The organism is Thalassoglobus polymorphus (genome assembly GCF_007744255.1).
In the GTDB taxonomy this organism is placed as follows: domain Bacteria; phylum Planctomycetota; class Planctomycetia; order Planctomycetales; family Planctomycetaceae; genus Thalassoglobus; species Thalassoglobus polymorphus.
This window is the reverse complement of sequence record NZ_CP036267.1, coordinates 1594143-1620995: the sequence shown is the minus strand read 5'-3', so window position 1 is coordinate 1620995 and position 26853 is coordinate 1594143. Positions and strand designations below refer to the sequence as shown.

Here is a 26853-nt window from a genome sequence, read left to right as displayed (position 1 = left end):
GATTTTGTTTTGATTCAGTAGTGGGTGAAACTGCTGACGCTTTGGGCATCGAAATCAGTAAACTGATGTCGAAAAAACTTTTCAACAGTTGAACGTTGCCGATTTTTTTGAGCAATCGATTCTCCAACGTACTAAACATCTGTAATTGCAAGAATCAACAACTTCACTTATGGCCATCAAAAAATCGGAACTCTACTCGTCCATTTGGGCGTCCTGTGATGAACTGCGTGGCGGCATGGATGCCAGCCAATACAAGGACTATGTCCTGTTCATGCTGTTCATTAAATATGTCTCCGACAAATACGGAGACTCGGATGACTTCGCGCCGCCGGTCACCATTCCACCAGGAGCCAGTTTCAAGGACATGGTGGCCCTCAAGGGTAAGAGCGACATTGGCGGCAAGATCAACACCCAGATCATTCAACCGCTGATCGACAACAACACACGGCTGGCTCGCAGCGACTTCCCCGACTTCAACGATCCCAACAAGCTCGGCGAAGGCCAGGCGATGGTGGATCGACTGACCAACCTCGTCTCCATCTTCCAGAAGCCAGAACTGAACTTCTCCAAGAACCGAGCCGAGAACGATGACATCCTGGGCGATGCGTATGAGTACCTCATGCGTCACTTCGCTTCCCAGAGCGGCAAGAGCAAGGGACAGTTCTACACACCGTCCGAAGTCAGCCGCATCATGGCAAAAGTCATCGGCATTTCGTCGAAGAATGCGGTCGCCTCGACCACCGCTTACGACCCGACGTGCGGTTCCGGGTCATTGTTGTTGAAGGTTGCTGCTGAGGCCAACGTTCATATCACGCTGGAAGGTCAGGAAAAGGACGTGACCACCGCCGGTCTGGCCCGTATGAATATGATCCTGCACGACTTTCCGACCGCCAACATTCTGGCGGGTAACACTCTGGCAAGTCCAAAGTTCAAAGATGGCGAACGGTTGCGGACTTACGATTACGTCGTTGCCAATCCACCGTTCTCCGACAAAACATGGAGTACCGGGCTCACCCCAGCCAACGATCCTTACCAGCGTTTCGCCTGGGGTGAACCACCCGGCAAACAAGGTGACTATGCCTATCTGCTGCACATCATTCGCTCGCTCAAGAAAGAAGGCAAAGGAGCCTGCATTCTGCCGCATGGTGTTCTGTTTCGTGGCAACGCCGAAGCGACCATTCGCAAGCAGCTGGTCGATTCGGGTTACCTGAAAGGGATCATTGGCTTGCCTGCCAACTTGTTCTATGGCACCGGTATCCCCGCCTGCATTCTGGTGCTGGATAAAGAGAACGCCACCGCCCGTAAGGGCATCTTTATGATCGACGCCTCCAAGGGCTTCATCAAAGACGGCAACAAGAATCGGCTGCGTGAGCAGGACATCCACCGCATTGTCGACACCTTCACGCGACAGGACGAAAGCGATCCCCGTTACGCCCGGATGGTCAAGACTGCGGAAATCAGCGACCCCAAGAACGATTACAACCTGAACCTGCCGCGTTATATCGACAGCAGTGAACCAGAAGATATTCAGGACATCGACGGTCACCTGCGTGGTGGCATCCCCGTTTGCGACATCGACGATCTGGATCGTTATTGGCAGGTCATCCCCGGCGTACGATCGAGTCTGCTCAAGAAGGCGGACCGGCCCGGTTACTTCAACTTGCGGTTGCCCATCGGTGAAGTCAAACAGGCGATCTTTGACCACGAGGAATTCACGGCGTTCATTAAGTCGACCACGAAGCTGTTTACCAGGTGGAAGAAAGACAACGCGCCGTTGCTGACGGGATTCGACAAAGAGGATCATCCCAAACAGCTGATCGAAACCATTGCCGAAGACCTGCTGGCCAGATTTCAGAAAGCCCCGTTGCTGGATGCTTATGACATCTACCAGCATCTGATGGACTACTGGGCCGAGACGATGCAGGACGATTGTTATCTGATTGCCGCCGATGGCTGGGTGGCCAAAACTCACCGCGTCATCGAAGAAGTGAAGAGCGGCAAGAAGAAGGGGGAAAAGAAAGACAAGGGCTGGGCCTGCGATCTGATTCCCAAGCCGTTGATTGTCGCTCGCTACTTTGCCAAAGAGCAACAGGCCATTGATGCTCTGGAAACAGAACTCGCTTCCGTCGCCGCCGAGCTGGAAGAACTGTCCGAAGAACATGGTGGCGAAGAAGGTGTCTTGAAAGACGTTTCCTCAAAGTCGGACGCGGAAGAAGCCTACACGCAGGCGATCATTCCGATCTGGAACGATGAGAACAAGAAAACGTGTGGCGAGTACAACACACTCGTCGAATCGGCGGATGGCTGTGCCGCTCGGCTCAAGGAACTCAGCGACCATCATTATCTGTCGGCACTCAAAACGTCTAAAGGCAAGTTGACGTTGAAGGCGGTCAAGACGCGGCGGGAGAAACTGGATGCAGGCGACGAAGCCAAAACGCTGACCGAATACATCGACACGGACAAGCAGCAGAAAGCTGATGCGAAGCAGGCGAAGGTGTTGTTTGCCGACGCTGAAACCTCGATCGTCGCTCGACTTTCCGAAGACCCGCTACCCGAAAACTACTCCGATCTGCAAGTTGTGGTGCGTTATCTGGAACTGCTGGCCAGCCAGTCCGAATTGAAGTCAAAACTCAAAGCCGCTGTCGAAGAACTCGACAAACTGGCTCACGACAAATATCCGCAGCTCAGTGTTGAGGAGATCAAGTCGATTGTCGTGGACGACAAATGGTTGTCCACGCTCTCCGCTTCCGTGCAGGGTGAACTCGACCGCGTGTCGCAGAGGCTGACCAGCCGGATTCGTCAGCTCGCCGAGCGGTACGTTACTCCGCTGCCTGAACTGACCATCGAACTGGCAACGCTCTCCGGGCGTGTCGACGGGCATCTGAAGAAAATGGGTGCGGTATGGAACTAGACCACGGCCGTAAGCAGACTGACGTTGGCGTCATACCGGAAGACTGGTCGGTGAAAGCGGTCAACGAAATCGCGCAGATCAAGACCGGTCCGTTCGGAACTCTATTGAAAGCAAGTGAGTATTCAGGCGACGAAGGTGTCCCGCTTATTTCGGTCGGAGAAATCGGTGCCGGTATCTTCAAGATTTCCGATAGGACGCCTCTTGTTCCAAACGAAGTCGTTCGACGGTTACCGCAGTATCTCTTGAAAGCTGGGGACATAGTTTTTGGAAGAAAAGGTGCGGTTGACCGATCCGCACTTGTCACTGACAACGAAGACGGTTGGTTTCTTGGCTCGGATGGCATCAGCATCAGGCCGCAAAGCGATTGCCACCCCCCGTATCTTGCCTGCCAGTTTCAAAGTCACAGCGTCAAATCGTGGCTGACACAGAACGCCACCGGAACGACGATGGCGTCACTCAACCAAACGATATTGGGGCGCGTTCGTGTTCCGTATGCGCCTCTGGACGAGCAACCACTAATCGCCGAAGCCTTGAGCGATGCGGATGCGTTGCTGGGGGTGCTGGAGCGGATGATCACCAAGAAGCGTGATCTCAAACAGGCCGCCATGCAACAACTCCTCACCGGCCAAACCCGCCTACCCGGATTCAAGGGCGAATGGGAAGAGAAACGCCTTGGAGAGTGCTTGCTTGCGAGACCAAATTATGGAATCAATGCTGCGGCAGTGCCCTTTTCTGGAAACCTTCCGAGTTACCTGCGTATCACTGACATCACCGAATACGGTCGTTACTGCCCAAGCCCTCGTGTTTCTGTTGATTCTCCTGACTCCGATCAATTCTATCTGGAACCGGGGGACTTAGTGCTTGCGCGTACGGGAGCAAGTGTTGGTAAATCGTACTTATACAATCCGAATGATGGCGAACTTGTATATGCGGGATTCCTAATTCGCGTGCGTCCTGATCCAAGACTACTGGAACCAGCGTATCTAGCGGCGTTTGTGACAACACGAACGTACTGGAACTGGGTTCAATTGAACTCAATGAGAAGTGGTCAACCCGGAATCAACGGCAATGAGTATGCGACTCTACCTCTGATATTGCCGCCGACTATCGAGGAACAAACTGCAATCGCGGAAGTCCTCTCCGACATGGACACGGAAATTGCCGCCCTGGAACAACGCCGCGACAAGACCCGCGACCTCAAACAAGGCATGATGCAGGAACTCCTCACCGGAAAGACGAGGCTGATATGACCGAAGAAACGATCAAAAAACAAACTCCGCTCTCGATGCGTACGGTTGATGAGTTGCGACTCAACACAGACGGCCAACCGCAACGTTATTTCATCGCCAACTACCAACGAGGCTACCGCTGGTCAACGACCCAGGTCACACAACTCCTCGGCGACATTCGCGAATTCACGATTTTGAATAACTCAACGATCCAATCCACCGTATTTCAGGAATCCGCCGGGAGCACAACATGAATCACGTTGCAATCGAGCAAGTCCTCGCCCGCGCCGAGCGGGCTAAGTCTGATTCTGATCACGCCTATTTCTTTGCACTTCTTTATGCGGCAGAAGCACTTGCAAAAACAATTGTCATCGGAATTGTTGCGTCGATTGCTGACGACAAGGATCGCAATCGTTATCGGCTTGAACACCAGCTTGTTCGCGCCGACGGCTTAGGGGATTGGGGCAGAATGATAGAGGACGCTTTAACCGGACCCGCATCTCAATACCTCCTGAACGAGGCAAGCGAAGAAAGGAGAGAGTTGACGCAGGCGTGTAAAGCAGGCACATGGCAGTACGATGCGGTCTCTGCGTTCAAGAATGCACTGGATCACCTTGGCATTCAAGCGGAAGACGTCCCCATAAAGTCAGATATGAAACGGTGGTTTCGTTTATTCGCGACTCTTCGAAACAAGACTCGGGGTCACGGTGCGACACAAACGGAACGTGTAACGATTGCTGCTCAGCATATCCGTCAGAGTATCGATCTAGTGTACCAGAATTTTTCTCTGTTTCGGCGTCCTTGGGCTCACCTCTACAGGAACTTAAACGGCAAGTACCGAGTCTCTGGCATCACCGAAGACACCACTGAGTTTGATTTTCTCAAACGCACTCAAGATCAGATTTACCCGAATGGAGTCTATCTCTACATGGGGGCACCACGGCCGATTGTGCTCATGAAGACTGACAGTGAACTTCGAGACTTCTATTTTGCAAACGGCGGTTTGAAAGCGAGAAAGTATGAAATGCTGTCGTACGTCACTGACGACAAAAAGGATGGCGATGGGGCAAAATTCCTGACTCCTCCCGGAGTGCTGCCGCCGAGTGAAACGCAAGGCCATGGTGAGTTGCTACCTCAGGGCAATTGTTTCTCCAACGTGCCAGACCTTGTGAGCGATTATGTTTCTCGTCCGAAACTAGAAGATGAACTCTCCCGGCTACTATTGGATGACAAGCGTCCTATTGTCACGTTGGTGGGGCGCGGCGGAATTGGTAAAACATCGCTCGCAATGGAAGTGATCAAACGCCTGTACGATGAGTCCCGATACGAAGCGATTGTGTGGCTAAGTTCTCGCGATGTTGATCTTCATCTAACCGGCCCCAAACCAGTGCGGCCACTGGTATTCTCACCGGAAGACATGAGCGAATTCTACGCCGAGTTGGTTTTGTCTCAAGAAGAGATAAACGTAAAAGGTTTTAATGCGCGTTCCCACTTCGAACAACAACTACAGCAATGTGATATTGGTCCGTGCCTATTCGTCTTCGACAACTTTGAGACAACCCAAAATCCAATCGAGATGTTCAATTGGATTGATTCTTTTATCCGTCTGCCCAACAAAGTGCTGATCACAACTCGACTTCGTGAATTTAAGGGCGACTATCCGGTCGACGTCTTAGGCATGGAAGATGGTGAAGCCCGGACGCTTATTAGGAACACGGCATCATCGCTCTTGGTAAAGGACCTTATTAACGAGGATTACATCAACAAGCTGGTGGGACATTCTGAAGGCCACCCTTACGTGATCAAGATTCTATTGGGTGAAGTCGCCAAGAACCGTCTCGCAAAGAACATACCACGATTGGTCGCAGGTTCCGACGACATACTGACCGCCCTTTTCGAACGAACGTATGTCGCGTTGTCTCCATGTTCTCAACGAGCGTTTCTTACGCTTTCCGCATGGAATTCTCCGGTTCCCCGACTTGCATTGGAGGCCGTCCTATTCAGATCGACCGAAGAACGCCGAGAGGTGGAACAAGGAATCGAATCGCTCCTCCAGTATTCAATGGCCGAATTGTATGAAGCGCCTGAGGACAAACAGGAGTTCATTAGTATTCCGCTCGTTGCACATGTGTTTGGCAAGAAAAAACTCAACATCAGCCCTTCGAAGGTTGCCATCGAAGCTGACGTCGAAATACTCCAAATGCTTGGGCCGAGCCGACGCGATGATGTTCACGTTGGTCTTGCCCGCCGTCTTGAAATGTTTATCCGTAATGTGTCGAAAAGGATTGAGGCAGGCGCAAGCTACGATTCCTATTCGGCAATCCTGGAGGCGATTTGTCGTAGCTACAACGCAGGCTGGCTTCTCTTGGCTCGTTGGCACATGGAAGAAAGGACCCAGGAAGGCTATGAACTTGCTAAAAAAGAATTGAGGCATTTCTTGGAAAACGGGCCGCCTAACGAAGAAGCAGCGGAAGCATGGCGACTACTCGGTCAAGCTTGCTACCAGACAGGTGATCAACTTGGCGATGTGCATGCGTGCATTGAACGTTCCCAAATTTCAATCGTGTCATTCTACGACTTGTCGAATACTGCCAACAAACTCAACGCATTGTTGCGAGATCATGGGCTCGACATAGATATGGAACAAAAACGTGACCTTGCTGCGAGAATCATCTCGGCTATGGAAGCAAGAAGAGATGAAGCAGACCCGAATGACTTTTCTCGGATGGCCTGGCTGGCGTTTCATTCGGGAAGGGAGGATTTAGCTCGTAGTTTTGTGGAAGCGGGTTTGGTACTTGATGGTCACAATAATCATTTGGTGGGTCTTGCTCAACGACTTGACCTTTGGGGCTAGGCGTTTACGCAGCAAGCCATTTGGATACAGACTCATATGCCTGAACAACCTCGATCAGAACGCCACACGCAGAACCGCGTGGTCAAACTATTCACTGAACCGTCGCACCCCGGCTACCTTGGATACCGGTACCTGGGGGAATGGGACAAGCGTGAAAGCAACAGACCAATCGAGGGGAAGTATCTTCGCGACAATTTGGTGTCGCGTGGCTACTCTGATGTTCAGATTTCTGCTGCGCTCCAGAAGCTGGAAACGGCTGCGGACACAACGGGCATCAGCCTCTATCAGGCCAACATGCGGACCTACCAGCTGTTGCGTTATGGCGTGCAGGTCCAGACGGCAGCCGGAGCGTCACATGATACGGTCCATCTAATCGACTGGGAGTATCCTGATCGCAATGATTTTGCAATTGCCGAAGAGGTCACTTTGCGGGGTGGCTACGAACGCAGACCGGACCTGGTCATCTATATCAATGGAGTGGCGATTGGTGTTATCGAACTGAAACGTAGTTCGGTCGAGCTCGGCGACGGGGTGCGTCAGCTGATTACCAATCAGGAAGAAATTTTCAATAAGGGATTCTTTAGCACGGTGCAGTTGGTTTTCGCTGGAAGTGATTCCCAGGGTCTACGCTATGGGACGACCGGCACGCCTGAGAAGTTTTTTACGGCCTGGAAAACGGAGGCCGGTAACGACAAAGCGACTGACGATTCAGCCGGTAGTATTGGTGAGCAAAATGTTGCCTATTCCGTTGAGCAACACGCGGTGGGTGCATTACTCGATCGACCGTTGTCGGAAATGTGCGAGAAGTCCAGGCTGCTCGACCTGATCCGTAATTTCATGATCTTTGACGGAGGCCAGAAGAAGGTTCCCCGCGTCCATCAGTATCATGGAGTCAAAGCTGCACAGACACGCATCCGACAGGAAGAAGGAGGGGTCATCTGGCACACGCAGGGGAGCGGCAAGAGCATTCTGATGGTTCTGATAGCGAAGTGGCTGATGGAACATGATCCTGATGCCCGAGTCCTGATCATCACTGATCGTGACGAGTTGGATAAACAAATCGAAGGCGTGATGCGCAATGCAGGAGTGATCGGAGAAGAATCACCTTCACCTCGAATCACATCGCGAGAGCAGTTCCTGACGAAACTGGCCTCAACGACACCGCGTTTGCTGTGCGCGCTGATCCATAAATTTGAGCCAGACCTGAAGATTGCTGCCCCCCCGGTTCACGGACGGTTCTACATTTTCGTGGATGAATGCCACCGTACTCAAGGCGGCAACATGAATAAGCAGATGAAGCGTTGGATGAAGAATGCGATCTTCATCGGCTTCACGGGCACACCGCTTCTGCGTAAAGACAAGCAGATGACACGTGATGTGTTCGGCACCAACATCCACACCTACAAATTCCACGAAGCCGTCGCGGACAAGGTGATTCTGGATTTGAAGTATGAAGCCCGGACCGTGCCCCAACGACTGACCAATCAGGCTGCGATCGACGCATGGTTTGATCAGAAAACACGGGGACTGAATAACTTTCAGCGTGCCGTGCTCAGAAAACGCTGGGCTACGATGGAAGAGTTAATGAGCGCTGGCGAACGCAAACAGCGAATCATCGCTGACATTATTCAAGATTTTGCTTTGAAGCCGAGGCTGAACAATGATCGAGGGACCGCCATTCTGGTGGCCGCGTCGATCTATGATGCCTGCCACTACTTCCGGCTGTTTCAGAACACGAGTTTCGGAAAGTATTGCGGGATCATCACATCGTTCCAGCCCAATCACAACGCGATCTCGCGCGAGCCTGCCAACAGCGATGAACGGTACAAGTTCGACACATATACCGATCACGTGCTCGACGATGGTCAGTCGACGAAGCAGTATGAGGACAAAACCAAGCAGCAGTTCATAGATGAGCCGGCCAATATGAAGCTGCTGGTTGTTGTCAGCAAGTTGCTGACCGGATTTGACGCACCCTCTTGCACATACATTTACCTCGACAATGAACTGTACGATCACAACCTGTTTCAGGCCATCTGTCGCACAAACAGGCTGGATGGCGACGACAAAGAGTACGGTCACATCGTCGATTACAAAGAACTGCTTGAGGACGTCCAGGAGGCAATCGCGGTTTACACGAGTGACGAACTCGATACCGAAGACGGTGACGAAGATTCCAATGTCACCTTGAAGGACTGGAAGGCCGAGGGCAAGAAACGACTCGACACAGCTCGTCAGGCACTCGGCTATCTCTGTGAACCCGTGCCGCAACCACGAGAGATGGAGCAGTATCTCCACTACTTCTGTGGAGACGCCAATTCACCGACGGCACTGATCGAGACAGAACCGCTACGCATTTCATTCTACAAGTCCGTGGTGACGTTTCTGCGAGCATACGCTGCGGTTTCACAAAATCTTCACGATGCTGGGTATTCCACCTCCGAGATAGCAACTCTTGAAAAGGAGACTAAGTTCTACACCGATGTCCGGTCGGCAATCAAAAAGCACTCGGGGGAAGAATTAGACATCAAACCGTACGAAGCGGATATGAGACACTTGATCAACACCTACATTCAGTCCGACATGGCGGAAGGGTTGGGCAATCTGAGCTCTCTTTCTCTCACGGAGTCGATCATCGAAACCGGGATTCATGATGCCATTGCCAAAAAGCTGAATGACAAGGGAAAGCTATCCAAGAATGCCGTCGCTGAAGGGATTATCAACAATGTTCGCAAGACCATCATTCGCGACCAACTCACCGATCCCAGATTCTACAGTGAGATGTCACAACTCCTCGATGATCTGATCAAGCAGAAACGCGACGACACTGAGTCCTACGAGGCGTTCTTAAAGAAGGCTGAGGAGTTAGCAAAGAAACTGGGGAAGAAGAACACTGGGAACCACCCTTCGAGTCTGAATGGGCATCCAGAAGCAATCGTGCTCTTTGGCAATCTGGCAGACATTCCCGCGACAACTTTTCAGTGTCCCACTGACGAAGTCGAGAAAGCTGAACTCGCCCTGAAGATTGACCAGGCCATGAAGAGCGAGGCACCCGCCGGATGGAAAGGGGATGAACCCCGTGAGAAGGAGGTCCTCAACGCCCTGTTTCCGATCTTGTCGCGAGATCGAAAAGCGACGCAGGCAATTTTTGAGATTATCAAGAACCAGTCGGGGTATTGATGAGCGAGACCATTCAACTTGGCGACATCTCGATTCTTGTCACGCGCAAGGACGTGAAGAACGTCCACCTCTCCGTCCACCCGCCGGACGGTCGTGTCACACTGGTTGCACCCACCGCAACGCGATTGGATGTTGCGCGAGCTTATGCAATCTCTAAGCTGGGCTGGATCAATCAGCAAAAGCAGACGTTAGACAACCAGGCGAGAGAAACTCCACGGCTGTTTGTTGAACGCGAGAGTCACTACGTCTGGGGACGTCGTCATCTGATGACAATCCTGTACGAGGAGACTAAACCCTTTGTGACACTGGATCACAAACGGATCACTGTGACTATACGGCCTGGCAGTGATTTGGCGAAACGGCATCAGGTGATGCACGACTGGCATAAGTCACTGTTGCACAAGGCAATTCCACCACTGATCAGGAAATGGGAACCCAAGCTGGGTGTTGAGGTTTCAAGATACTTCCTGCAACGCATGAAAACAAAGTGGGGTGCGTGTAATCACCAGGCTGGCAACATTCGACTAAATACCGAACTCGTTAAGAAACCAAAAGACCTGCTCGAATATGTCATCGTCCACGAAATGGCACACCTGATTGAACCAACTCACAACGATCACTTTATCGCGATCCTCAATGAACATTACCCGAACTGGCGTGAAGCCCGGATCGAACTCAATGAACTTCCACTTACATTTGAGCAGTGGGACAGTTGAGGGAATTGGCACTTCGAATTCAAGAGGTAGAATTTGAATCTACCACTTTCTACCACATCGTTACCCTTTACTACCCGATTTCGTTGAAATCCTCTGGGATTCGTCGAAAGGATGTGAAACGGATTGAAAACTCTTCCCGTTTCGATAAACTGCATTATTAATGCGGTATTCGTGATGGTGCAGTAGTTTGAGACTTAGCTTCTGATTCTTTTAGTCCAGGTTCAAATCCTGGTCGGGCTAATTGACATAACTGGTTATCGAGTCGTTGCTTACGACTACCGGTTTTTGTTTGTGCAGTTCTCTGGTTTTCTGCTGCCGATTTCTCTTTGATCTGATCGTAAAGACTTGATCCGGCTCATTGGTCTGTCGCTCGGGTTTGGTCTGCTCTTTTTTATCTTCGTTGTGGTGTTTTTTGGTTGAGTGCTCGGGCTATGAAGTTTCGTTTGACTCGTGATTGCGGGACTCTGCTCTCGAACCAACTTCGGATATCGGAGTCCAGCCCGACTCCATGCATGAAATTGTAAAGTGCCTTGTTGAGTCCCACGCCGAGGGAGTCGTGATTGACGCCTGTGGGGTCGATGAAATCAATGTCATTCTTTGCGAAGGAGACCTCGGGCAGTGGAATGAGTTGAATGCCGTACTCTTCAGGATTTTTTCCCACTGGTGAGTGAACCGTACAGGTGAAGCGATGGAAGAAGCCGGACTGAATGCAGCCTTCCTCAAACAGCTGCCGGACATATTCCAAGGCATCGACGGTATCTTGCACAGTTTGTGTCGGAAACCCATACATCAGGTAAGCGTGCACCAGAATGCCGACATCGGTGAAGGCTCGCGTCACACGTGCAACTTGATCAACCGAGACTCCCTTCTTCATTAGCTTCAACAGTCGGTCCGAGGCAACTTCCAGACCGCCCGAAATCGCGATGCAGCCGCTGTCTGCCAACAGTTCACACAATTCGGGAGTGAATGATTTTTCGAAGCGGATGTTCCCCCACCATGAGATGGTCACGTTGCGGCGCAGCAGCTCTTCCGCCATCGCTTTCAGTGCTTTCGGTGGTGCGGCTTCGTCTACGAAGTGAAAACCTGTCTGTCCGGTTTCTTGAATAATCGCTTCGATGCGATCCACCAAAGTTGTGGCTGCAACTCCGTCATAGCGACCGATATAGTCGAGTGTCACATCGCAAAAGCTGCACTTCTTCCAATAGCAGCCGTGAGCTACTGTCAATTTATTCCAGCGACCATCCGACCATAACCGGTGCATCGGGTTGAGCATGTCCAACGTCGATAAATACTGATCGACTGGCAGACCATCCCAAGTCGGTGTGCCGACTTCCGCAAATGGGACATCTGGTTCCAGGTGGTTAATGTATCGAACGACACCAGAGTCGCTGGACGTCGAATCAGGTTCTCGCACAGGTTCTCGCACGAATGTTCGCACCAGTTGATCTCGTGGTCGTTCGCCCCGAAGGTGTTCCAGCAGCGCCAAAAGAGGACGTTCTCCATCATCCAGCGTGATGTAATCAAAATAGTCGAACAAGCGAGCTTCAGTAATCTCTCGCAATTCTGTATTCACAAATCCGCCACCCAGAACGGTGATGACATTGGGGTGTTCGGATTTAATTGTCTGAGCGATTCGGAATGCTGCATAGACGTTCCCGGGAAACGGAACCGACACGAGCACGATATTCGGGAGATGTCGAGAAACGGCAGACAGCGTCAGGTCTCGCAAAATCCTGTCAACGAGATTCATCGGTGCGGACAATGCATCAGCTAAAGGATCGAAGGTCGGCTGACTGGCTGCCAGCGATTCGGCATACCGAACAAACTCGAACCGTGGATCAATTCCTTCACGCAAGACGTCGGCAAGGTCGCTGAGGTAGAGAGTCGCAAAATGTCTGGCACGATCCTGAACACCTAGCGAACCAAACGCCCACCCGAGAGGATCACCTCCATCATCCTCGTCTTCATAGACTTCCAACGAGTCAAACCGAGAACCTTCGGGGAGGAACATGCGACTGTTAATTCGATGTGCCAACGTGGGGTCACGACCTTGAAGAAAAGCGATGACACGATCAATCGTGGCGAAATATTTGTCAGATTGTTCGCAGAATTTTCTGACGAGAAGAGTTTGATTTGAGTCTGCCTCGAGCTGCTGAAAAATACTTTGCAGCCCTGTCGATGACAACAGCTTTAGCACTAATGCCAGTGCCAGGTCTTCCTGAACGGCATCGACTCCGCGGGAACGTAGAAACCCGGTCAGGTATGCAGTCGATGGATACGGAGTGTTCAACTGAGTCATCGGCGGGATGACAGAGAGGACTCGCGGTGAGTTTTGATGGATTTGGTTCAAGTAAAATTCATGCCAGTGATGATAAGTTCAGAACCGATCCTGAAACCTGAACTTGCTCGCTCAAACAGTGAGAAAGGCTCATTCAAAAAGTTTCCGGGCTGGTTCTATAAACAGAAAGCGCAAAGCGTGTTGGCAAGTCCAACAAGTACCAGGCTCAGAGTGTAGCTGATCCCGCTTAAACCACGACCCAATGAGAGTTTCCACAACCGAAGCTTAAGAAAAGTGAACGTTCACTGCTCCTCTTGTGCCATCGATGCTCCCTTTCACAATAAAACACCACAATCCAATCGTGTGCAAACATAAAGGGAGATTGCGGATTTCATTTTCAAAAGTTCTCAAAGCGATCTCTCAGCAACTTTGGTTGAATACTCGCATAGTATAGCTGGCTGAGGGGCACTTCGTTATCATTATTTGGTCGTCACCTCTGCTTATGGCGTGACAGACTGAAGGAACACGGACCTCACAGGACCTTCACGAAAGGGCATCGATGGTTGATGATTTCTCAACGGATTCCGAAAACCCATTTGCCGCACCGGCCGCACCGGCCTCAGCGATCACTCAGGACTCCGAACCGCAGGAAGACTCCAGCGTCAAGAAAGATTTGCGGGCATTCGTCGGGAATAAGTGGGCCTATTATTACAAGCAATGGGAGTCCGTTCTCGAAGGCCGAGATCAGAAGACTGGCTTCAATTTTGTGGCATTTTTGTTTTCAGGAATTTGGCTGCCGTACCGCAAAATGTATTTCATCACATTTTTGTTTTACGGTTTTATCATTCTGGAAACGATTCTTCAGGAGGTCATCCTGTTAAAGATTCTCAATCGCCCCGACATTTCTGAAATTCTGGACAGAGTCATTGGACTAGGAACGTCCATCGTGATCGGGATGTATGCCAACACCTGGTATCTTTCGCACTCTCAAAAGATCATTGATGAAGTTCGCTCCGAGCATGATGACGACGAAACTGTTCGGCGACTCCTGCAACAACGAGGAGGAACAAGCCTACTCTCGGGGTTTGGGATGTTCTTCCTGTTCATCATCGCAATGATCGCAGCGTTGGTGGTGATCTCTCCAGAAGATTTTTAGATCTGCCCCTACAACCCGAATTTGCTCTCTGAAAGACTGAGAAGAGTCCCCAGCTCACAAGTTTCCGGAATGGCTCCTGAGTAACAGCCGGAGAAACTTGAGAATCAAAACTGGACAATGAGTTTTGAGCTGCGAAGGCCGACCAGTTCTCAGGCACTCCGAAGTCTCTCCAAAGTCCGGGTTTATGACAAATCGCAACGTGCCGAATTCGCTGGGCCACTGGCTAGAGCAGTTTGCTCTGCCGTTTGCCCGTGAACAACGCACTTCTCTCGTAAAAAGGCTGTTCGCCACGAGGCAGAACCTGCAAACCAATTCGAAAGATGCTCTAAAAGCATTTCGGAAATAATGTTCGTGTTCTGGCTGGGGCCCGACTCTCTATGCAGCCGTGAGAGCGATCTTCACCGACAAGCGATCGAAGAAATCACTTTTTCGCAGAGGAAACGAGTTCGTTCCTGACCTGTTCTTTTGTCGCGACGGTGGTTGTCTGGTCGACATGGATTCTCTACAACGTCGAAGGCAATTCCAGGCATCACCGATTGATAAAAAAGAAATCATGGCCAAAACAAACGAGCTCAAACCGAATACATTCTTTATTGAAGTTTCAGGGGCAGGCCTCCCTGAAGTGGATGGTCTCTTCGTTCCGTCAACGGCACCGCCTGCCGAGTCAGAATCCGGGACTCTCTCCAGTTTGGGCTATTGGAACGGGAAGATGGCTTGGGATCGAGCTGATGGGAAATGTGCCAGAAGCCCTGCCCTTTCCTACTCGAACAGCTACAACTCCTGGAGAATTTGCCGACTGGACGGTCATCTTGCCTACGACATCACTTCTGATGATGAGATGCCTCCGACCGACCAGGAATGGCATGTCTACAAAAAGGGAGTTGCTCCGGCACCGAAAGTTGTGATCCATCACTTTGACCCTCGCCTGCCCTGCCCAAAACCGAATGTCGTTTTCGTTCTTGGAGGTCCCGGGACTGGAAAAGGGACGATGTGCGAACTGGCAGAAGCTCAACTTGGCTGGACTCACCTGTCCATTGGGGAACTCCTTCGCAAAGAACGCGAAGCGGGTGGAGAGACCGCTGTCACCATTGAAGACTTCATTACATCAGGAAAGTTGGTTCCGAATGAAATCGTGGTGACGCTCCTCAAAAACGCGATGGAGACCGTGACTAGAACCACCGGTAAGAATAATTTTCTTCTCGATGGCTTCCCGCGCTCGCTCGCGAATCTCGAAGGCTGGTACGAGATCTTCGGCCGGGAGACAGAACTTCCTAAAATGCTGTACTTTGAGTGTCCTTATGAGGTGCTCGAAAAACGCATTCTAAGTCGTGCCAAGTATTCTGGGAGAAGCGATGACAATGTTGAAAGCATGAAGTTGAGATTCGACACATTCAATGAAGAAACGCTCCCGACCGTTGATCTCTTCAAAAACAAAAACAAGTGCATTGAAATTGACACCAGCCAGGACCGACCAGCTGTCTACAGACTTGTCGAGAGCCACCTCGCTGAGCACACTGACCAAGCCTTCACAGCCAAACCGTACACGGAACGAACCGAAATACTTCTCGGCCTGAGACCGTACCCCGAGCCTCAGAAGTCGTGAACTTTTCACGAAAAGAGCAGTTTGTTCTGCAAGCAGTCTCAAAACCTGTGGAATTGCGACCTTTCTCTGTACCAGAGAAGTAAACAGCAAGTTACGAAACCAGTTCCAGAGCGGTTTTGATAAAGGTATCGCAGTCCTGTCTCGTGGCACACAGCCAACCACCTGACAAGACGCTCAATACACGGACACAAGAAACACGAAAGTGTTCTAGAATGAGCCTGCGGCGATCACGTTTCACCAGTAAATTCACTGTTCGCCATGAGGTAGAACCAGCCCCCTGCCCATCCAGAAAAAATGAGAGTGGGCGTCTTTCCACCGGGTTTGCTTTGCGCTCAATTTCTTGAAAACTGCATCGTATCAATACACAAAGAGCTCACCGGTCAGGATCGACTGGTGAGCTCTTTTGTTTTTCACGACTTTCGCAATTTTTTATTTACGAAAGAAATCGCTGGGGCCTTTGTGTGTGTAATACGGATAGACAACAGCTCCACCGGTCGCGTTCTGCTGTGGATAGACCAAGTGTTTTGGGCGTTGGTATCCATAAGTGTAGTTGTGGCGTGGGTAGCAGTTGAGATCGCACCCGTACTGTTGGCAGTATGCACCCCCGTAGTAGTTGGCGGCTCCACCATGCCCACCGTAATACTGTCCTCCTCCACCGCTATAAACGTGCCCAGAGAAGGAATTTGCATTCACATGCTGCTGTGCATAAGCGTCTGCCACTGCATCATTCACTTTTTCCACTTGGGCTTTAATGCCCCGGGTTTGTTGAATTTGCGGTTGCTGGCTTTGCAACTGCTGGTTTTGCTGTGGGAACTGTTGTGGAAATTGCTGTGGCATTTGCCGTTGACTTTGAGCGTTTGCCGTCACTGCCGGGATGAGGCAGACTGCCATCGCCAAGAGATGAATTCGTTTCATGTGTGCCGTCCTCAGTTTGTTGAGGCTCCCGCCCCTGGATCAGACTCTGAGCGTTCTGGCGTAAATTGCCTGATGCGCTTCGGAACCGTGACTTGAGATATCTTTCGTGGCAAAATCTGCCACTTGGAGAAACTCTTTGTTCTCCTTACATCGATTATCGGCATACCGTCCCTTAAAATACGGAGAATCTGTGAGAATCGGACAACTGATGCAAGACCTAGGTTTTGACGATCTTGCAGTATTTCGCTAACCGGAATAGAGTACGTTAGCCCTACCACTCGCGCAGCTTGCGCGACTTCTTGTTGATGCTTTGGAATGTGTCCAGAGTCATAGGATCTGGTGGGACAGGTATGTTGCAAGGGAGTGAATGCGTGTTTGTGGCTGCATCGACAAGATGCTTTTCAGAATTGGATTTCTGGCAAGCTCTAACGCTGATTAATGATCTCGAATATGACAAAGTCGAGATTTATCTGGATGAAAACGGAGCCTTGAAACCTTCATATTTGGCAAGCTCCCCGGATGAGTTTCATGCCCACCTGCGAGACCGAACTCGTTTAACACCGGTGGCACTCACACTTGCGAACGCAATCGAATTAAAGCCGTTCACCGAGCTTTGCAAACTTGCCAAGGCTTTGCGTGTGACGCAGATCAATATTCCTTCAGAAGTTGTGGGAACGCCTTTCAATTCGGAAATTGACCGTTTGAAAACATTGGTGGCTGCGGCATCGAAAGAGGGTGTTCGCGTTGCAATTCGAACCGAGCGAGGGCGACTTTCTGAAGATGCCCATACAGCTGTTGAATTATGCCAGTCCGTGGATGGTCTTGGTTTGGGATTCGACCCCAGCTACTTCCTGGGTGAAGAAAAGTTTGAAACAACACTCGAACTCGTCACCGGCTACACCAGCCACGTCTTCCTGCGAGACTCCACCGAGAAGCAGTTGCAAGTTCAGGTTGGCCTGGGTGAAGTCGATTACGCCCGGTTGATTTCGCAACTCGAAAAACACCGCTATGATCGGGCACTCTCCGTGGAACTCCTCCCGGACGAGATGGACAAAGAGCAACGAACGCTGGAGTTGCGTAAATTGCGAATGTTGATTGACTCACTACTGTAGGGCGTTCTGAGATCGCAGATCGGCCAACAGGTTGAGTCCTGGCGTTTCAAGAAAGGTTGGCTGTGAAAGATCCCCGAATTTCTGCCCTGGCAGATGTCCTCATTCAGCATAGTTGTCAGCTGCAAGCAGGTGAGAAAATTCTGATCGAGGCTTTCGACTTACCAGAGTCGAACCTTGTTTGTGAATTGGTTGAGAAAGCCCGCGCTGTCGGCGGATTGCCCGTCGTCTCCTGGAAAAGCAACGAAATCCTTCGTTCACTTTACGCCAGCGGAGACAAGGCCTCCTTGCAGCTTGTTGGGGAACTTGAAGCGAATGTGATGCAGCAGATGGACGCTTATATCGGCATTCGTGGAGCAGCCAACAGCGACCAATTTGCAGACGTTCCCGGCGAGCAGATGGACTTGATGACCGAATCTATCTGGCAGCCGGTCCATATTGATATCCGTGTCCCGAAAACCAAATGGGTCGTGCTGCGTTATCCCACGCACTCGATGGCCCAGTCTGCTCGCATGAGTACAGCAGCGTTCGAAGATTTCTTCTTCGATGTTTGCACTGCCGATTACGCAGCCATGGGAGTGGCGCAAGAGCCATTGAAAGAATTAATGCTGGCAACCGATGAAGTTCACATCAAAAGTCCAGGAACAGATTTGAAATTCTCGATCAAGGAGATCCCGGTCGTCCCCTGCTCTGGCGGAAGAAATATTCCCGATGGAGAAGTTTTCACTGCTCCCGTGCGAGATAGCCTGAATGGTGTCATCCAGTACAACGCCGGATCTCGATATCAGGGGACTGTCTTTGAGAATATTCGATTCGAATTCAAAGATGGCAAAATCATCGACGCAACCTGCACCGGACAAACGGAACGTCTGAATGAAATCCTTGATACAGATCCCGGAGCACGCTACATCGGTGAGTGGTCGCTGGGCTGCAATAATCGCGTAAAGCACCCGATGATGGACACACTCTTTGACGAAAAAATCGGCGGATCAATGCACCTGACTCCGGGGAATGCCTATGATAGCGCCGACAACGGGAATCGCAGCCGTGTTCACTGGGATCTCGTGCTTATTCAAACTCCGGAATACGGAGGCGGAGAAATCTGGTTCGACGGCAAACTAATTCGCGAAAACGGTCGTTTTCTGCCAGAGAACCTGCAACCTTTAAATGTTGGCCTGGGGTAATGCTTCGCAGAGCGTTCTCAGTTGTTGACCAATCAACCCTTAAGGATTTTTAGAAATGCGTGTTTCGATTCAATCGGCTTCAATGGCAATAGTCTGTGCATTGGGCCTGACAGCATTGTTGTCGGCGGAGCTCTTTGCTCAGGACAATGTCCGATCCGATCATCGGCTTCCACCAGGTGTGCTGCTCTATGGAGCAACACCAGACATCCCAGCGACTTATGAAGCCTTTAAGAACACTTCTTATGGGCAACTGATCAATAGCCCTGAACTCGAAGAGTTTCGCGTCCAACTTCTCGAGAAATTTCAAGAAGAAGCCAGCGAAGGACTCGAAAAAATTGAATCTGAACTCGGCATGCCGCTGAGTGATCTCGCCGCCCTGCTGGCTGGCGATGCCACAATCTCAATCGTTCGCCCCATTGGTCAACCACTCGGAGCTGTCATCTTCCTTGAATACGGTGACCATCAGGACATCGTGGATCGGTTGATTGAACTTTCCGATCAGGGGATTAACGATGAAACAGGCTTCGAAAAACAGACTGAAGAGTACGCTGAAACGAAACTCAACTACTACACGATCACAACAGAGCATCCTGACTACTCGGAAATCGACATCACATACTTCATGAAGGATGGTCAATTTGTATTGACCTCTTCACGATCATTGGCTGAGTCGGTTCTCGACCTCTGGGATGGGAAAAGTGACCAGACATTTGCAAAAGACGAATTCTACTCTGCGATTCTGAAACAATGTGCTACCACTGATGGCTCGACTCCTGACACAATTTGGTACGTCAATCCTATCGGGTTGACCACTGCTGCTTTGGAACTTGTTCCTCAGGCAAAGCCGTTTGTGAATCTCATTCCTTTGTACCTGCCAACTCTTGGTCTGAATCGGTTGAAAGCCAGTGGCTCAACCATGGAACTGGATGCGGACGAATTCAACATCGTTTCCAAGTCGATGATTTACGTCGATCGACCAGCTTCTGGGATCTTAAGAATGTTCGAGTTGCGTGAAACCATCGAAGGTGTCCCTTCCTGGGTTCCCGCCGATGTCACACAGTTCTTTGCGACAGATTGGAACGTCTCAGGTGCTTACGAGGCTCTTGAAGCTGTCGTTGACGGATTCATGGGACCAGGTGCCTTTGATCGCCAGGTGACCGACCTCACCCGACAGGCCAATCAGGACAACTTGCATCTCAAGCGAGATATTGCAGATGTTCTCTCAGGGAAACTGCAAGGTTACTACAAACAGAAATTCGAAGATGCAGACGTTGATGTTCAATTCGCGATCTCAATTGGAGTCACGGATGAGGACAAAGCCTGGAAATTGATTGAAGCCGCCGTTGAGTCGGCTGGAGAAGTTCAAGAGCACGACATTCGTGGAAACCGTGCCTACAGCGTCATCACACCAGATGACGCTGAAATCGCGATCACCATTCAGGATGGCCAGATCTTTCTCGCATCGAAAATGGACCGGCTCTGGGAAGTTGTCGAAGGAAAAGCTGGCGGGGATGCTCTCAAGGACTCCGCAGAATTCAAACGTGGGCAGAAACACTTTCCTGCAAAGGTCTCGATGCTCTCTTTTCAATCGCCTAAGTCAACGCTGCGTGATCCTTACGAAAAACTTCGCCTGGGAGAATACGACGCTGCAACCGAAGGGGAATTCGACTTCTCAGTTCTTCCACCGTTCGAGAAAATTGAGAAATACCTGACTCCAACGTTCAGTTATCTCCAACCGATTGAAAAAGGGGCTTACTCCGTTCAATTCGGTCTCAAGCCTACGAAATAGACAAAATTTTCGTAAATTCTGAATCCGCAGTCGCCTGGCGACTGCGGATTTTTTTCTGGATATTGAGCGAAGTCTCCTTCTCTGATTGAAGCGCGGCAGAAACTCAGTTATTTTGCGGATTCACGCATGAGTTTCTCTTAAGATCTGATCTGAAAACCTCAGGTTGACTTCTCAATCACTAAGAAAAAACACAGAGAAGAACACCAAGAAAAGACTTCAACACTTCGGTTTTCGGAGATGATCTCAACACATGCCCGAACCTGAATACATCGAAAGAATTGCAATGGGATTGTTTGACGGAAAAAAAGGACTGGTCGTTGGAATTGCGAACGATCACTCCATCGCCTGGGCGATTACACAACAGCTTTTCAAAGAAGGTGCGGAAATCGGTTTCACTCACCTGCCTGACAAGGATGCTGCTCGCCCAAAGAATGAAAAGAAGGTTCGTAAACTCGTTGAACCGCTTGGTGGCAAGTTTGTCATCCCTTGTGATGTCACCAAAGATGAAGATCTTGACGCTGTCTTCAAGAAAACCGAAGAAGAATTCGGCAAGATTGACTTCGTTCTGCATAGCGTCGCCTTCGCACCACCAGCAGACCTCACCGGCCCGGTTTATGACGTCAGCCGCGACGGCTTCAAACTTTCCATGGAGATCAGTGCCTACAGCTTGATCGCCATGGCAGGTCGGGCAAAACCGATTCTGAACGAGGGTGGAAGTATTCTCACACTGAGTTATCTTGGCGGTGAAACAGTGGTTCCCGGCTACAACCTGATGGGTTTGTGCAAAGCGGCTCTCGAAAGCGCAGTCACCTACCTTGCTCACGAACTCGGCCCGCAAGGTGTTCGCGTGAACGCAGTCAGTGCTGGCCCAGTCAAAACTGTGAGTGCCAGTGGAGTGGGAGACATCAAAAAGATGTTCCAACTTTACGAAACATTCTCCCCGCTTCGTCGAAACATCACTGCTGAAGAAGTTGGGAAAGCGTCTGCGTTTCTGCTGAGCGATCATGCCAGTGGAATCAGCGGAGAGATCCTGCATGTCGACTCCGGTTATCACTGCATGGGTGCTCCGCCAACTGACGCATTCGACAAAGCTTAGGCGGTTCTGTTCCGCAGGACATTTTCACGTTTCGTTCCCAAGCTCCAACTTGGGAACGAAACATCTTGAAACACAGCTGCGATTGATTTTCTCCCCCGAACGGTTTTTCTCAACATGCGAAGCTCCCAGTTGCTCACAGCGACATCGAGTCGTCTGCTCATCGTGGACATGCAGGAAAAACTGCTGGCTGCCATGAAAGAACAAGAGGCAGTGATTTCGAACTGTCTCAAACTCGTTCGCGGTGCAAACGTTCTTGAAGTCCCGGTTGATGCGACAGAACAATACCCCAAAGGGCTTGGTGGAACTGTTGACACGCTCGCGGACCTCATTGCTGAACGCCCTGCTAAAATGCGATTCAGTTGCTCAGAAACGCTTGCATGGGCAAAACAAGGGACCGCATCCGATCAACCATATCAGGTTGTTCTAGCTGGGATCGAAGCACATGTTTGCGTCCTGCAGACAGCATTTGACCTGTTGGCAAACGGGTTCGAAGTCTTCGTCGTTGCGGATGCAGCCACCAGCAGAAACCGAACCGACTACGAATTCGGACTTAAGCGCATGGCGGACTCTGGCGTCCAGCTGGTGACCACGGAAATGGTCCTCTTCGAATGGTGCGAAGTCGCTGGGACGGACGAATTCAAACAGATCAGCCGCATCATCACCGGTCGCAGCTAGAGCATCTTTCGAATTGGTTTGCAGGCTCTGCCTCGTGGCGAACAGCAATTTTATTAGAGAAACTCGCTTTTCACGGGCATGAAAAGAATTGGAATCTGTTAAACGAGCTCCGGCATCGGTGTTGTTTTCTCGAGCAGGTATTGCGGACGTCCTGAGAGATCTTTCAGGAAAGCGGCATCAGGGTCGATTCCCAGACTACGATACAGAGTCGCCAACACTTCGCTGAAGTGAACGGGACGATCTGCAATTTCCGCTCCCAGGCGATCAGTAGCTCCAATCACCTGACCTGTACGAATTCCACCACCAGCGAGAAGTCCACCACCGACAGCTGGCCAGTGATCGCGTCCAGCATCTTTGTTGATTCGCGGAGTCCGTCCGAACTCGCCCCAGGCAATCACAGAAACATCGTCAGACAGTCCACGATCGTGGAGATCTTCAATCAATGCACTCAAGCCTTGGTCGAAGTATGGCAAGTGCCCGCTTTTGAGCCCTTTGAAGTTGTTGCTGTGGAAATCCCAACGACCAAAGTTGAGCGTGACCACCCGTGCGCCTGCTTCAATCAACCGGCGCGCCACGAGGAAATGTTCCAAGTCCATTGGTGCCCCGTCGCCATAGCGTTTGGGGCTCCCTTTACCGTAGCGATCACGAATTTCTTGTGGCTCTCTGGTGACATCAAGAGCGTCAGCTAATTTGCTCGAAGTGAGGATGTCGAACGCCTGCGAATTCAGGCTGTCCATCCCGTCCAATGTTCCGCTTGCATCAATATCTCGACGTAACTGATCGAACCCTTGAAGTAGATTCTTTCTGTTGTCCAACCGGTCAACGGAGATGTCACTGAGGACCATATCCTTCCGAGCTGGTCCCGATGGACGAAAGGCTGCGTTTCCGACACCAAGGAATCCCGGTAATCCGGGAGAGCCATATGGGGGATGACCAGTATCTGGAGACAGTCCCACAAAAGCCGGGACAGCTGCGTTTTTCGGTCCCAGAACTTTGTTCACCACTGCCCCCATCGACGGCCAACCGCCAGATGGTTGATTTTGCGTGGGCCGACCGGTGTAACAAATGAAAGAATCATGAGCCCCATTCGGTGAGCCATAAACTGACCGCAGCGGAACACACTTGTCCATGATCGATGCCATTCTCGGCATATGTTCACAAATTTCGATCCCGGAAACATTGGTCGCAATCGGCTGAAATTCTCCTCGAATTTCTGATGGGGCGTCCATTTTCAGATCGTACATGTCTTGATGCGGTGGAGCCCCGCACATGTAGATCATGATGACCGCTTTATTCGAATTTCGAATACCCGCCTGCTGTTCTGCTCGCAGCAGATTTGGAAGCGTGAGCCCACCTAATGAGAGCGCACCAATCTGGAGCACTTCTCGACGGGTTAAGCCATCACAAAGTGGTTTGCTTTTTCCAGTAATCGAAAGCATGGCGAATTGATCTATTTGGTGGGAGGTCGGGGGATTACAACAATCGTTGACCACTGCACGTCAAGCATGAGATCAAGGCGAGGCGACCATACATCATAGTTCATTGATCGGACAAATGGGAACCTCAACATCAATTTTTACCGATTCAGCAATCTCTTCAACCGAGATCAATACGCCTTGTTGAATTTCCGTCGGTCTGTTTCAAAGCGAACAGCCATTTCGCTGGTGAAAAGTGTCCTCCACCGACACATGAGAATTCAAACTCTTCCAACGTTGAGAAAGAAGGCCAGTTTATCACCAGCTGTTGAGCTTGCGATAGAACGGGAATGGAGGGCTTATGACGCCACCAATGAGGCCAAAACTTTGCGTGTTCCTGTAAAATTCCGACGACCGTGCATGGCGACAAAATTATCTACCAGCGCGACATCGCCACTTTGCCAAGGGACATCAAATGTGACTTGATCAGCAAGATCAGCACATTTCAGGACAGCTTCCTGATCCAAAATCGAACCGTCGCCGTGGCGGATTGATTTTGAAGGGTCGTTGCGTTCATCTTTCCAACCTTTATACGCAGCGATCAATTGATTGAAGAAGGTCTTCCGCCCGTCACCCAAATCTCGGACCGCAGGCAAGACTGGAGTGACCGCTTTCAAGCTACCATCGTCCAGCCATTCCCAGGTATAGCCGAGCTCGAGCATTCGACTTTCGGCTTCCTCTTTTGCCTGCGAACGAAACGTACTTTGCCAACTGCGTCCCATCCCCGAGTTCGGGTCATCGAAGCTGGGCATCACGTTCGTATATTGCAAACCTTTCTCTTCGCAATCCTTAGCGAACTGCGGAATCTCCTTGAGCATCAGTTCAAACAACGCATCCGACCGGCACAATGGCGTCGCTCCACCGGTCTCCGCTGCATGCTCACAAAAGAAGAAGAGCTTACTTGGATAAATCGGCGTCTGTGCCATTTCATGGTGCAGGAAGATCGTCACATTCGAAGGAGCTTCATTCGCGGTGAAAACTCGATCTGTTTTCACGACACGCACAGCATTCGAAAGTGACTCCTCATACTTGAAGTTCGGATAACCACAGGCACGAACGAAGGCGTCGAAACCATTCGCATCCTTAAGAGGAAAACCACGAAACAGAATCGCTCCGTGCTCGAACGCTTGCTGATCAAAATTTTGAGCATTGGCTGCCACCCACTCTTGCGTCTGCTCCAAGCTGACGTCAGCATCCTGGCATTCCAGAATGAGCGGAAAAATCTTTCCGTTTGATTCAAATTGTCCGTCGATCGAAAGTTCTTGAACGTTCATAACAACTCTTTTTCTAGCATTTTCGAATGAGGGTTTCGGACGCTGCCTCGTGGTGAACGGCAACCTTAATGGTGAAGCAGTTCTTACGGGCAGACTCGAGCGCAAACGACTCTGTAACTGATCAGGAACTTGAGATTGCTCTCTCAAACGTTGAGAGGAGCTGCGATTCCAGAAGTTTTCGGACCGGTTCTAATCATAAATCGGACAAAAAGTATCAAAGGCTGCCGGTCCAAATTCTCCTGGATCGTTAAATCGTCGATTCTGATTCAATTCAGAAATCGCCTGCATCTCTTCTTCAGTCAGTTCGAAATCAAAGATGTTCAAATTTTCTTTGAGACGTTCTTTGCTACTGGTTTTTGTAACAATAGAAGTCCCCCGCTGGACTCCCCAACGCAAGACCACTTGAGCTGGCGTTTTGTCTAGACGCTCAGCAATCTTGATTACGGCATCCTCTTCCAGAACCGATTCTTTCTTTTCTGCCATTCCGATTGGAACGTATGAAAGAGCTCCCAACGGAGAGAAACCCGTGACTGCGATCTCCTCTTGTTGACAGTACCTCAGCAGCTTTTCCTGGGTCAAATATGGATGCAGTTCAACCTGCAGAACACTCGGGCGAATCCGGGCAGAACTGAGTAAATCACGAATGAGTCCGGTCGAGAAGTTGCAGACTCCAATATTCTTGACCAGACCTTCGGTCACAAGCTCCTCCATGGCCTGCCAGGTTTCATGTATCGGAACTGGTGCGAATTCCATCCGGGGATGTTCCGCATCCGGATCGAAAATCCAGCCGGGGGGATAACGTGACTCGATCGGCACGTACATCAGCGAAATGGGAAAATGCATCAAGTACAGATCAAGATATTCAAGACCTAAATCGGCGAGCGATTTTTGTAAAGCGGGACGTACGTGTTCAGGAGCGTGATAGGTGTTCCAAAGTTTTGACGTGACCCAAAGCTCATCTCGTGAACAAACTCCTGTTCCGATTGCGTCTTGTATTCCATCCCCAACTCCTTCTTCATTCCCATAATCACAGGCACAATCAAGATGCCGGTAGCCGAGTTCAATTGCCGTACTGACGACTGCACCGACTTCAGAAGGATCGATCTTCCAGACACCAAGACCAGCAGATGGCATCTGGTCTCCAGAAGGGAGGGTTATCATTTCAGACATGTCTCAGAACTTATTTCCAAACTTATAGCGTCATCTCGAATTCACAGACGAAATCGCAAATCCAATTCGCGGTCCAGTATAGACTCTCACACCATCTGATGAACACAACTCTACCGAAAAAATCCTGCAACGACTTCATTCGAGATTTTGATCGGCGGGACTTCAACTGTATGGAAGCTTACATCTTGAAGCCCCATGTTTGAGTTCAATACCTGAAATCATGATCTCATTGAGATCCA

The 26853-nt window shown here is 50.6% G+C and carries 18 protein-coding genes; 13 read left to right on the top strand and 5 right to left on the bottom strand.

The window, feature by feature from the left end:
• Nucleotides 1–169 precede the first annotated feature (169 nt).
• From Mal48_RS06030 to Mal48_RS06005, 6 genes are read left to right on the top strand one after another with little or no spacing between them, the layout of a single operon-like run.
• Nucleotides 170–2911: an HsdM family class I SAM-dependent methyltransferase gene (locus tag Mal48_RS06030; RefSeq protein WP_145197095.1), complete on the top strand. Its 2742-nt coding sequence runs from the start codon at nt 170–172 to the stop codon at nt 2909–2911.
• Nucleotides 2902–4161: a restriction endonuclease subunit S gene (locus Mal48_RS06025; RefSeq protein ID WP_145197093.1), complete on the top strand. Its 1260-nt coding sequence runs from the start codon at nt 2902–2904 to the stop codon at nt 4159–4161. The genes Mal48_RS06030 and Mal48_RS06025 overlap by 10 nt, the downstream gene beginning before the upstream one ends.
• Entirely contained in the window at nt 4158–4394 is a 237-nt protein-coding gene (locus Mal48_RS06020) for a hypothetical protein (protein ID WP_145197091.1), read from the top strand. The genes Mal48_RS06025 and Mal48_RS06020 overlap by 4 nt, the downstream gene beginning before the upstream one ends.
• The gene (locus Mal48_RS06015; RefSeq protein ID WP_145197089.1) at nt 4391–6994 is read left to right on the top strand and encodes an NB-ARC domain-containing protein; all 2604 of its coding nucleotides are present in this window, start codon (nt 4391–4393) and stop codon (nt 6992–6994) included. Before Mal48_RS06020 ends, Mal48_RS06015 begins: the two co-directional genes overlap by 4 nt.
• A 36-nt stretch (nt 6995–7030) precedes the next feature.
• On the top strand, nt 7031–10174 hold the full coding sequence (locus tag Mal48_RS06010; protein ID WP_145197087.1) for a type I restriction endonuclease subunit R: 3144 nt from the start codon (nt 7031–7033) through the stop codon (nt 10172–10174).
• Nucleotides 10174–10890 (top strand): M48 family metallopeptidase, encoded by a 717-nt coding sequence (locus tag Mal48_RS06005; RefSeq protein WP_145197085.1) that lies wholly within the window; start codon nt 10174–10176, stop codon nt 10888–10890. Before Mal48_RS06010 ends, Mal48_RS06005 begins: the two co-directional genes overlap by 1 nt.
• Before the next feature lie 391 nt (nt 10891–11281).
• Here Mal48_RS06005 and Mal48_RS06000 read toward each other — a convergent pair whose 3' ends face one another.
• A complete protein-coding gene (locus Mal48_RS06000) occupies nt 11282–13189 on the bottom strand; it encodes a B12-binding domain-containing radical SAM protein (protein WP_391601804.1) in 1908 nt (635 codons plus the stop codon).
• A 538-nt stretch (nt 13190–13727) separates the two neighbouring features.
• On the opposite strand from Mal48_RS06000, the gene Mal48_RS05995 reads away from it, so the two are divergent.
• Both Mal48_RS05995 and Mal48_RS05990 read left to right on the top strand, forming a co-directional pair.
• On the top strand, nt 13728–14324 hold the full coding sequence (locus tag Mal48_RS05995) for a DUF2628 domain-containing protein (RefSeq protein ID WP_145197083.1): 597 nt from the start codon (nt 13728–13730) through the stop codon (nt 14322–14324).
• 553 nt (nt 14325–14877) lie between these two features.
• Nucleotides 14878–15927, top strand: a complete 1050-nt coding sequence (locus Mal48_RS05990; protein WP_145197080.1) for a nucleoside monophosphate kinase — start codon at nt 14878–14880, stop codon at nt 15925–15927.
• 429 nt (nt 15928–16356) lie between these two features.
• Here the strand turns inward: Mal48_RS05990 and Mal48_RS05985 are convergent, their stop codons facing one another.
• Entirely contained in the window at nt 16357–16842 is a 486-nt protein-coding gene (locus Mal48_RS05985; protein ID WP_145197078.1) for a hypothetical protein, read from the bottom strand.
• A 371-nt stretch (nt 16843–17213) separates the two neighbouring features.
• Here Mal48_RS05985 and Mal48_RS05980 point away from each other — a divergent pair, with 371 nt between their 5' ends.
• The 5 genes from Mal48_RS05980 (at nt 17214) to Mal48_RS05960 (ending at nt 22695) form a co-directional block, all read left to right on the top strand.
• Nucleotides 17214–17954 (top strand): sugar phosphate isomerase/epimerase family protein, encoded by a 741-nt coding sequence (locus Mal48_RS05980; RefSeq protein ID WP_231739929.1) that lies wholly within the window; start codon nt 17214–17216, stop codon nt 17952–17954.
• Nucleotides 17955–18016: 62 nt separating this feature from the next.
• The gene (locus tag Mal48_RS05975) at nt 18017–19135 is read left to right on the top strand and encodes an aminopeptidase (protein WP_145197074.1); all 1119 of its coding nucleotides are present in this window, start codon (nt 18017–18019) and stop codon (nt 19133–19135) included.
• 55 nt (nt 19136–19190) lie between these two features.
• Nucleotides 19191–20924 (top strand): hypothetical protein, encoded by a 1734-nt coding sequence (locus tag Mal48_RS05970; protein WP_145197072.1) that lies wholly within the window; start codon nt 19191–19193, stop codon nt 20922–20924.
• A 283-nt stretch (nt 20925–21207) separates the two neighbouring features.
• Nucleotides 21208–22020 (top strand): enoyl-ACP reductase FabI, encoded by an 813-nt coding sequence (locus Mal48_RS05965; protein ID WP_145205800.1) that lies wholly within the window; start codon nt 21208–21210, stop codon nt 22018–22020.
• Nucleotides 22021–22134: 114 nt separating this feature from the next.
• The gene (locus Mal48_RS05960) at nt 22135–22695 is read left to right on the top strand and encodes a hydrolase (protein WP_145197069.1); all 561 of its coding nucleotides are present in this window, start codon (nt 22135–22137) and stop codon (nt 22693–22695) included.
• Between the two features lie 98 nt (nt 22696–22793).
• Here Mal48_RS05960 and Mal48_RS05955 read toward each other — a convergent pair whose 3' ends face one another.
• The 3 genes from Mal48_RS05955 to Mal48_RS05945 all read right to left on the bottom strand — a co-directional run bounded on the left by Mal48_RS05955 (nt 22794) and on the right by Mal48_RS05945 (nt 26614).
• Nucleotides 22794–24134, bottom strand: coding sequence for a DUF1501 domain-containing protein (locus Mal48_RS05955; protein ID WP_145197068.1), 1341 nt, complete (start codon nt 24132–24134; stop codon nt 22794–22796).
• A 335-nt stretch (nt 24135–24469) separates the two neighbouring features.
• Nucleotides 24470–25444, bottom strand: coding sequence for a TauD/TfdA family dioxygenase (locus Mal48_RS05950; RefSeq protein ID WP_145197066.1), 975 nt, complete (start codon nt 25442–25444; stop codon nt 24470–24472).
• Between the two features lie 189 nt (nt 25445–25633).
• Nucleotides 25634–26614, bottom strand: a complete 981-nt coding sequence (locus Mal48_RS05945) for an aldo/keto reductase (RefSeq protein WP_145197064.1) — start codon at nt 26612–26614, stop codon at nt 25634–25636.
• Nucleotides 26615–26853 lie beyond the last annotated feature (239 nt).

Coding starts and splice junctions, on each gene's coding strand:
- Mal48_RS05970 (WP_145197072.1), top strand. CDS start 19,191: ATGCGTGTTTCGATTCAATCGGCTTCAATGGCAATAGTCTGTGCATTG.
- Mal48_RS06000 (WP_391601804.1), bottom strand. CDS start 13,189: ATGACTCAGTTGAACACTCCGTATCCATCGACTGCATACCTGACCGGG.
- Mal48_RS06005 (WP_145197085.1), top strand. CDS start 10,174: ATGAGCGAGACCATTCAACTTGGCGACATCTCGATTCTTGTCACGCGC.
- Mal48_RS06020 (WP_145197091.1), top strand. CDS start 4,158: ATGACCGAAGAAACGATCAAAAAACAAACTCCGCTCTCGATGCGTACG.
- Mal48_RS05945 (WP_145197064.1), bottom strand. CDS start 26,614: ATGTCTGAAATGATAACCCTCCCTTCTGGAGACCAGATGCCATCTGCT.
- Mal48_RS06030 (WP_145197095.1), top strand. CDS start 170: ATGGCCATCAAAAAATCGGAACTCTACTCGTCCATTTGGGCGTCCTGT.
- Mal48_RS06015 (WP_145197089.1), top strand. CDS start 4,391: ATGAATCACGTTGCAATCGAGCAAGTCCTCGCCCGCGCCGAGCGGGCT.
- Mal48_RS05950 (WP_145197066.1), bottom strand. CDS start 25,444: ATGAACGTTCAAGAACTTTCGATCGACGGACAATTTGAATCAAACGGA.
- Mal48_RS05965 (WP_145205800.1), top strand. CDS start 21,208: ATGGGATTGTTTGACGGAAAAAAAGGACTGGTCGTTGGAATTGCGAAC.
- Mal48_RS05985 (WP_145197078.1), bottom strand. CDS start 16,842: ATGAAACGAATTCATCTCTTGGCGATGGCAGTCTGCCTCATCCCGGCA.
- Mal48_RS05955 (WP_145197068.1), bottom strand. CDS start 24,134: ATGCTTTCGATTACTGGAAAAAGCAAACCACTTTGTGATGGCTTAACC.
- Mal48_RS05960 (WP_145197069.1), top strand. CDS start 22,135: ATGCGAAGCTCCCAGTTGCTCACAGCGACATCGAGTCGTCTGCTCATC.
- Mal48_RS05990 (WP_145197080.1), top strand. CDS start 14,878: ATGGCCAAAACAAACGAGCTCAAACCGAATACATTCTTTATTGAAGTT.
- Mal48_RS06025 (WP_145197093.1), top strand. CDS start 2,902: ATGGAACTAGACCACGGCCGTAAGCAGACTGACGTTGGCGTCATACCG.
- Mal48_RS05995 (WP_145197083.1), top strand. CDS start 13,728: ATGGTTGATGATTTCTCAACGGATTCCGAAAACCCATTTGCCGCACCG.
- Mal48_RS06010 (WP_145197087.1), top strand. CDS start 7,031: ATGCCTGAACAACCTCGATCAGAACGCCACACGCAGAACCGCGTGGTC.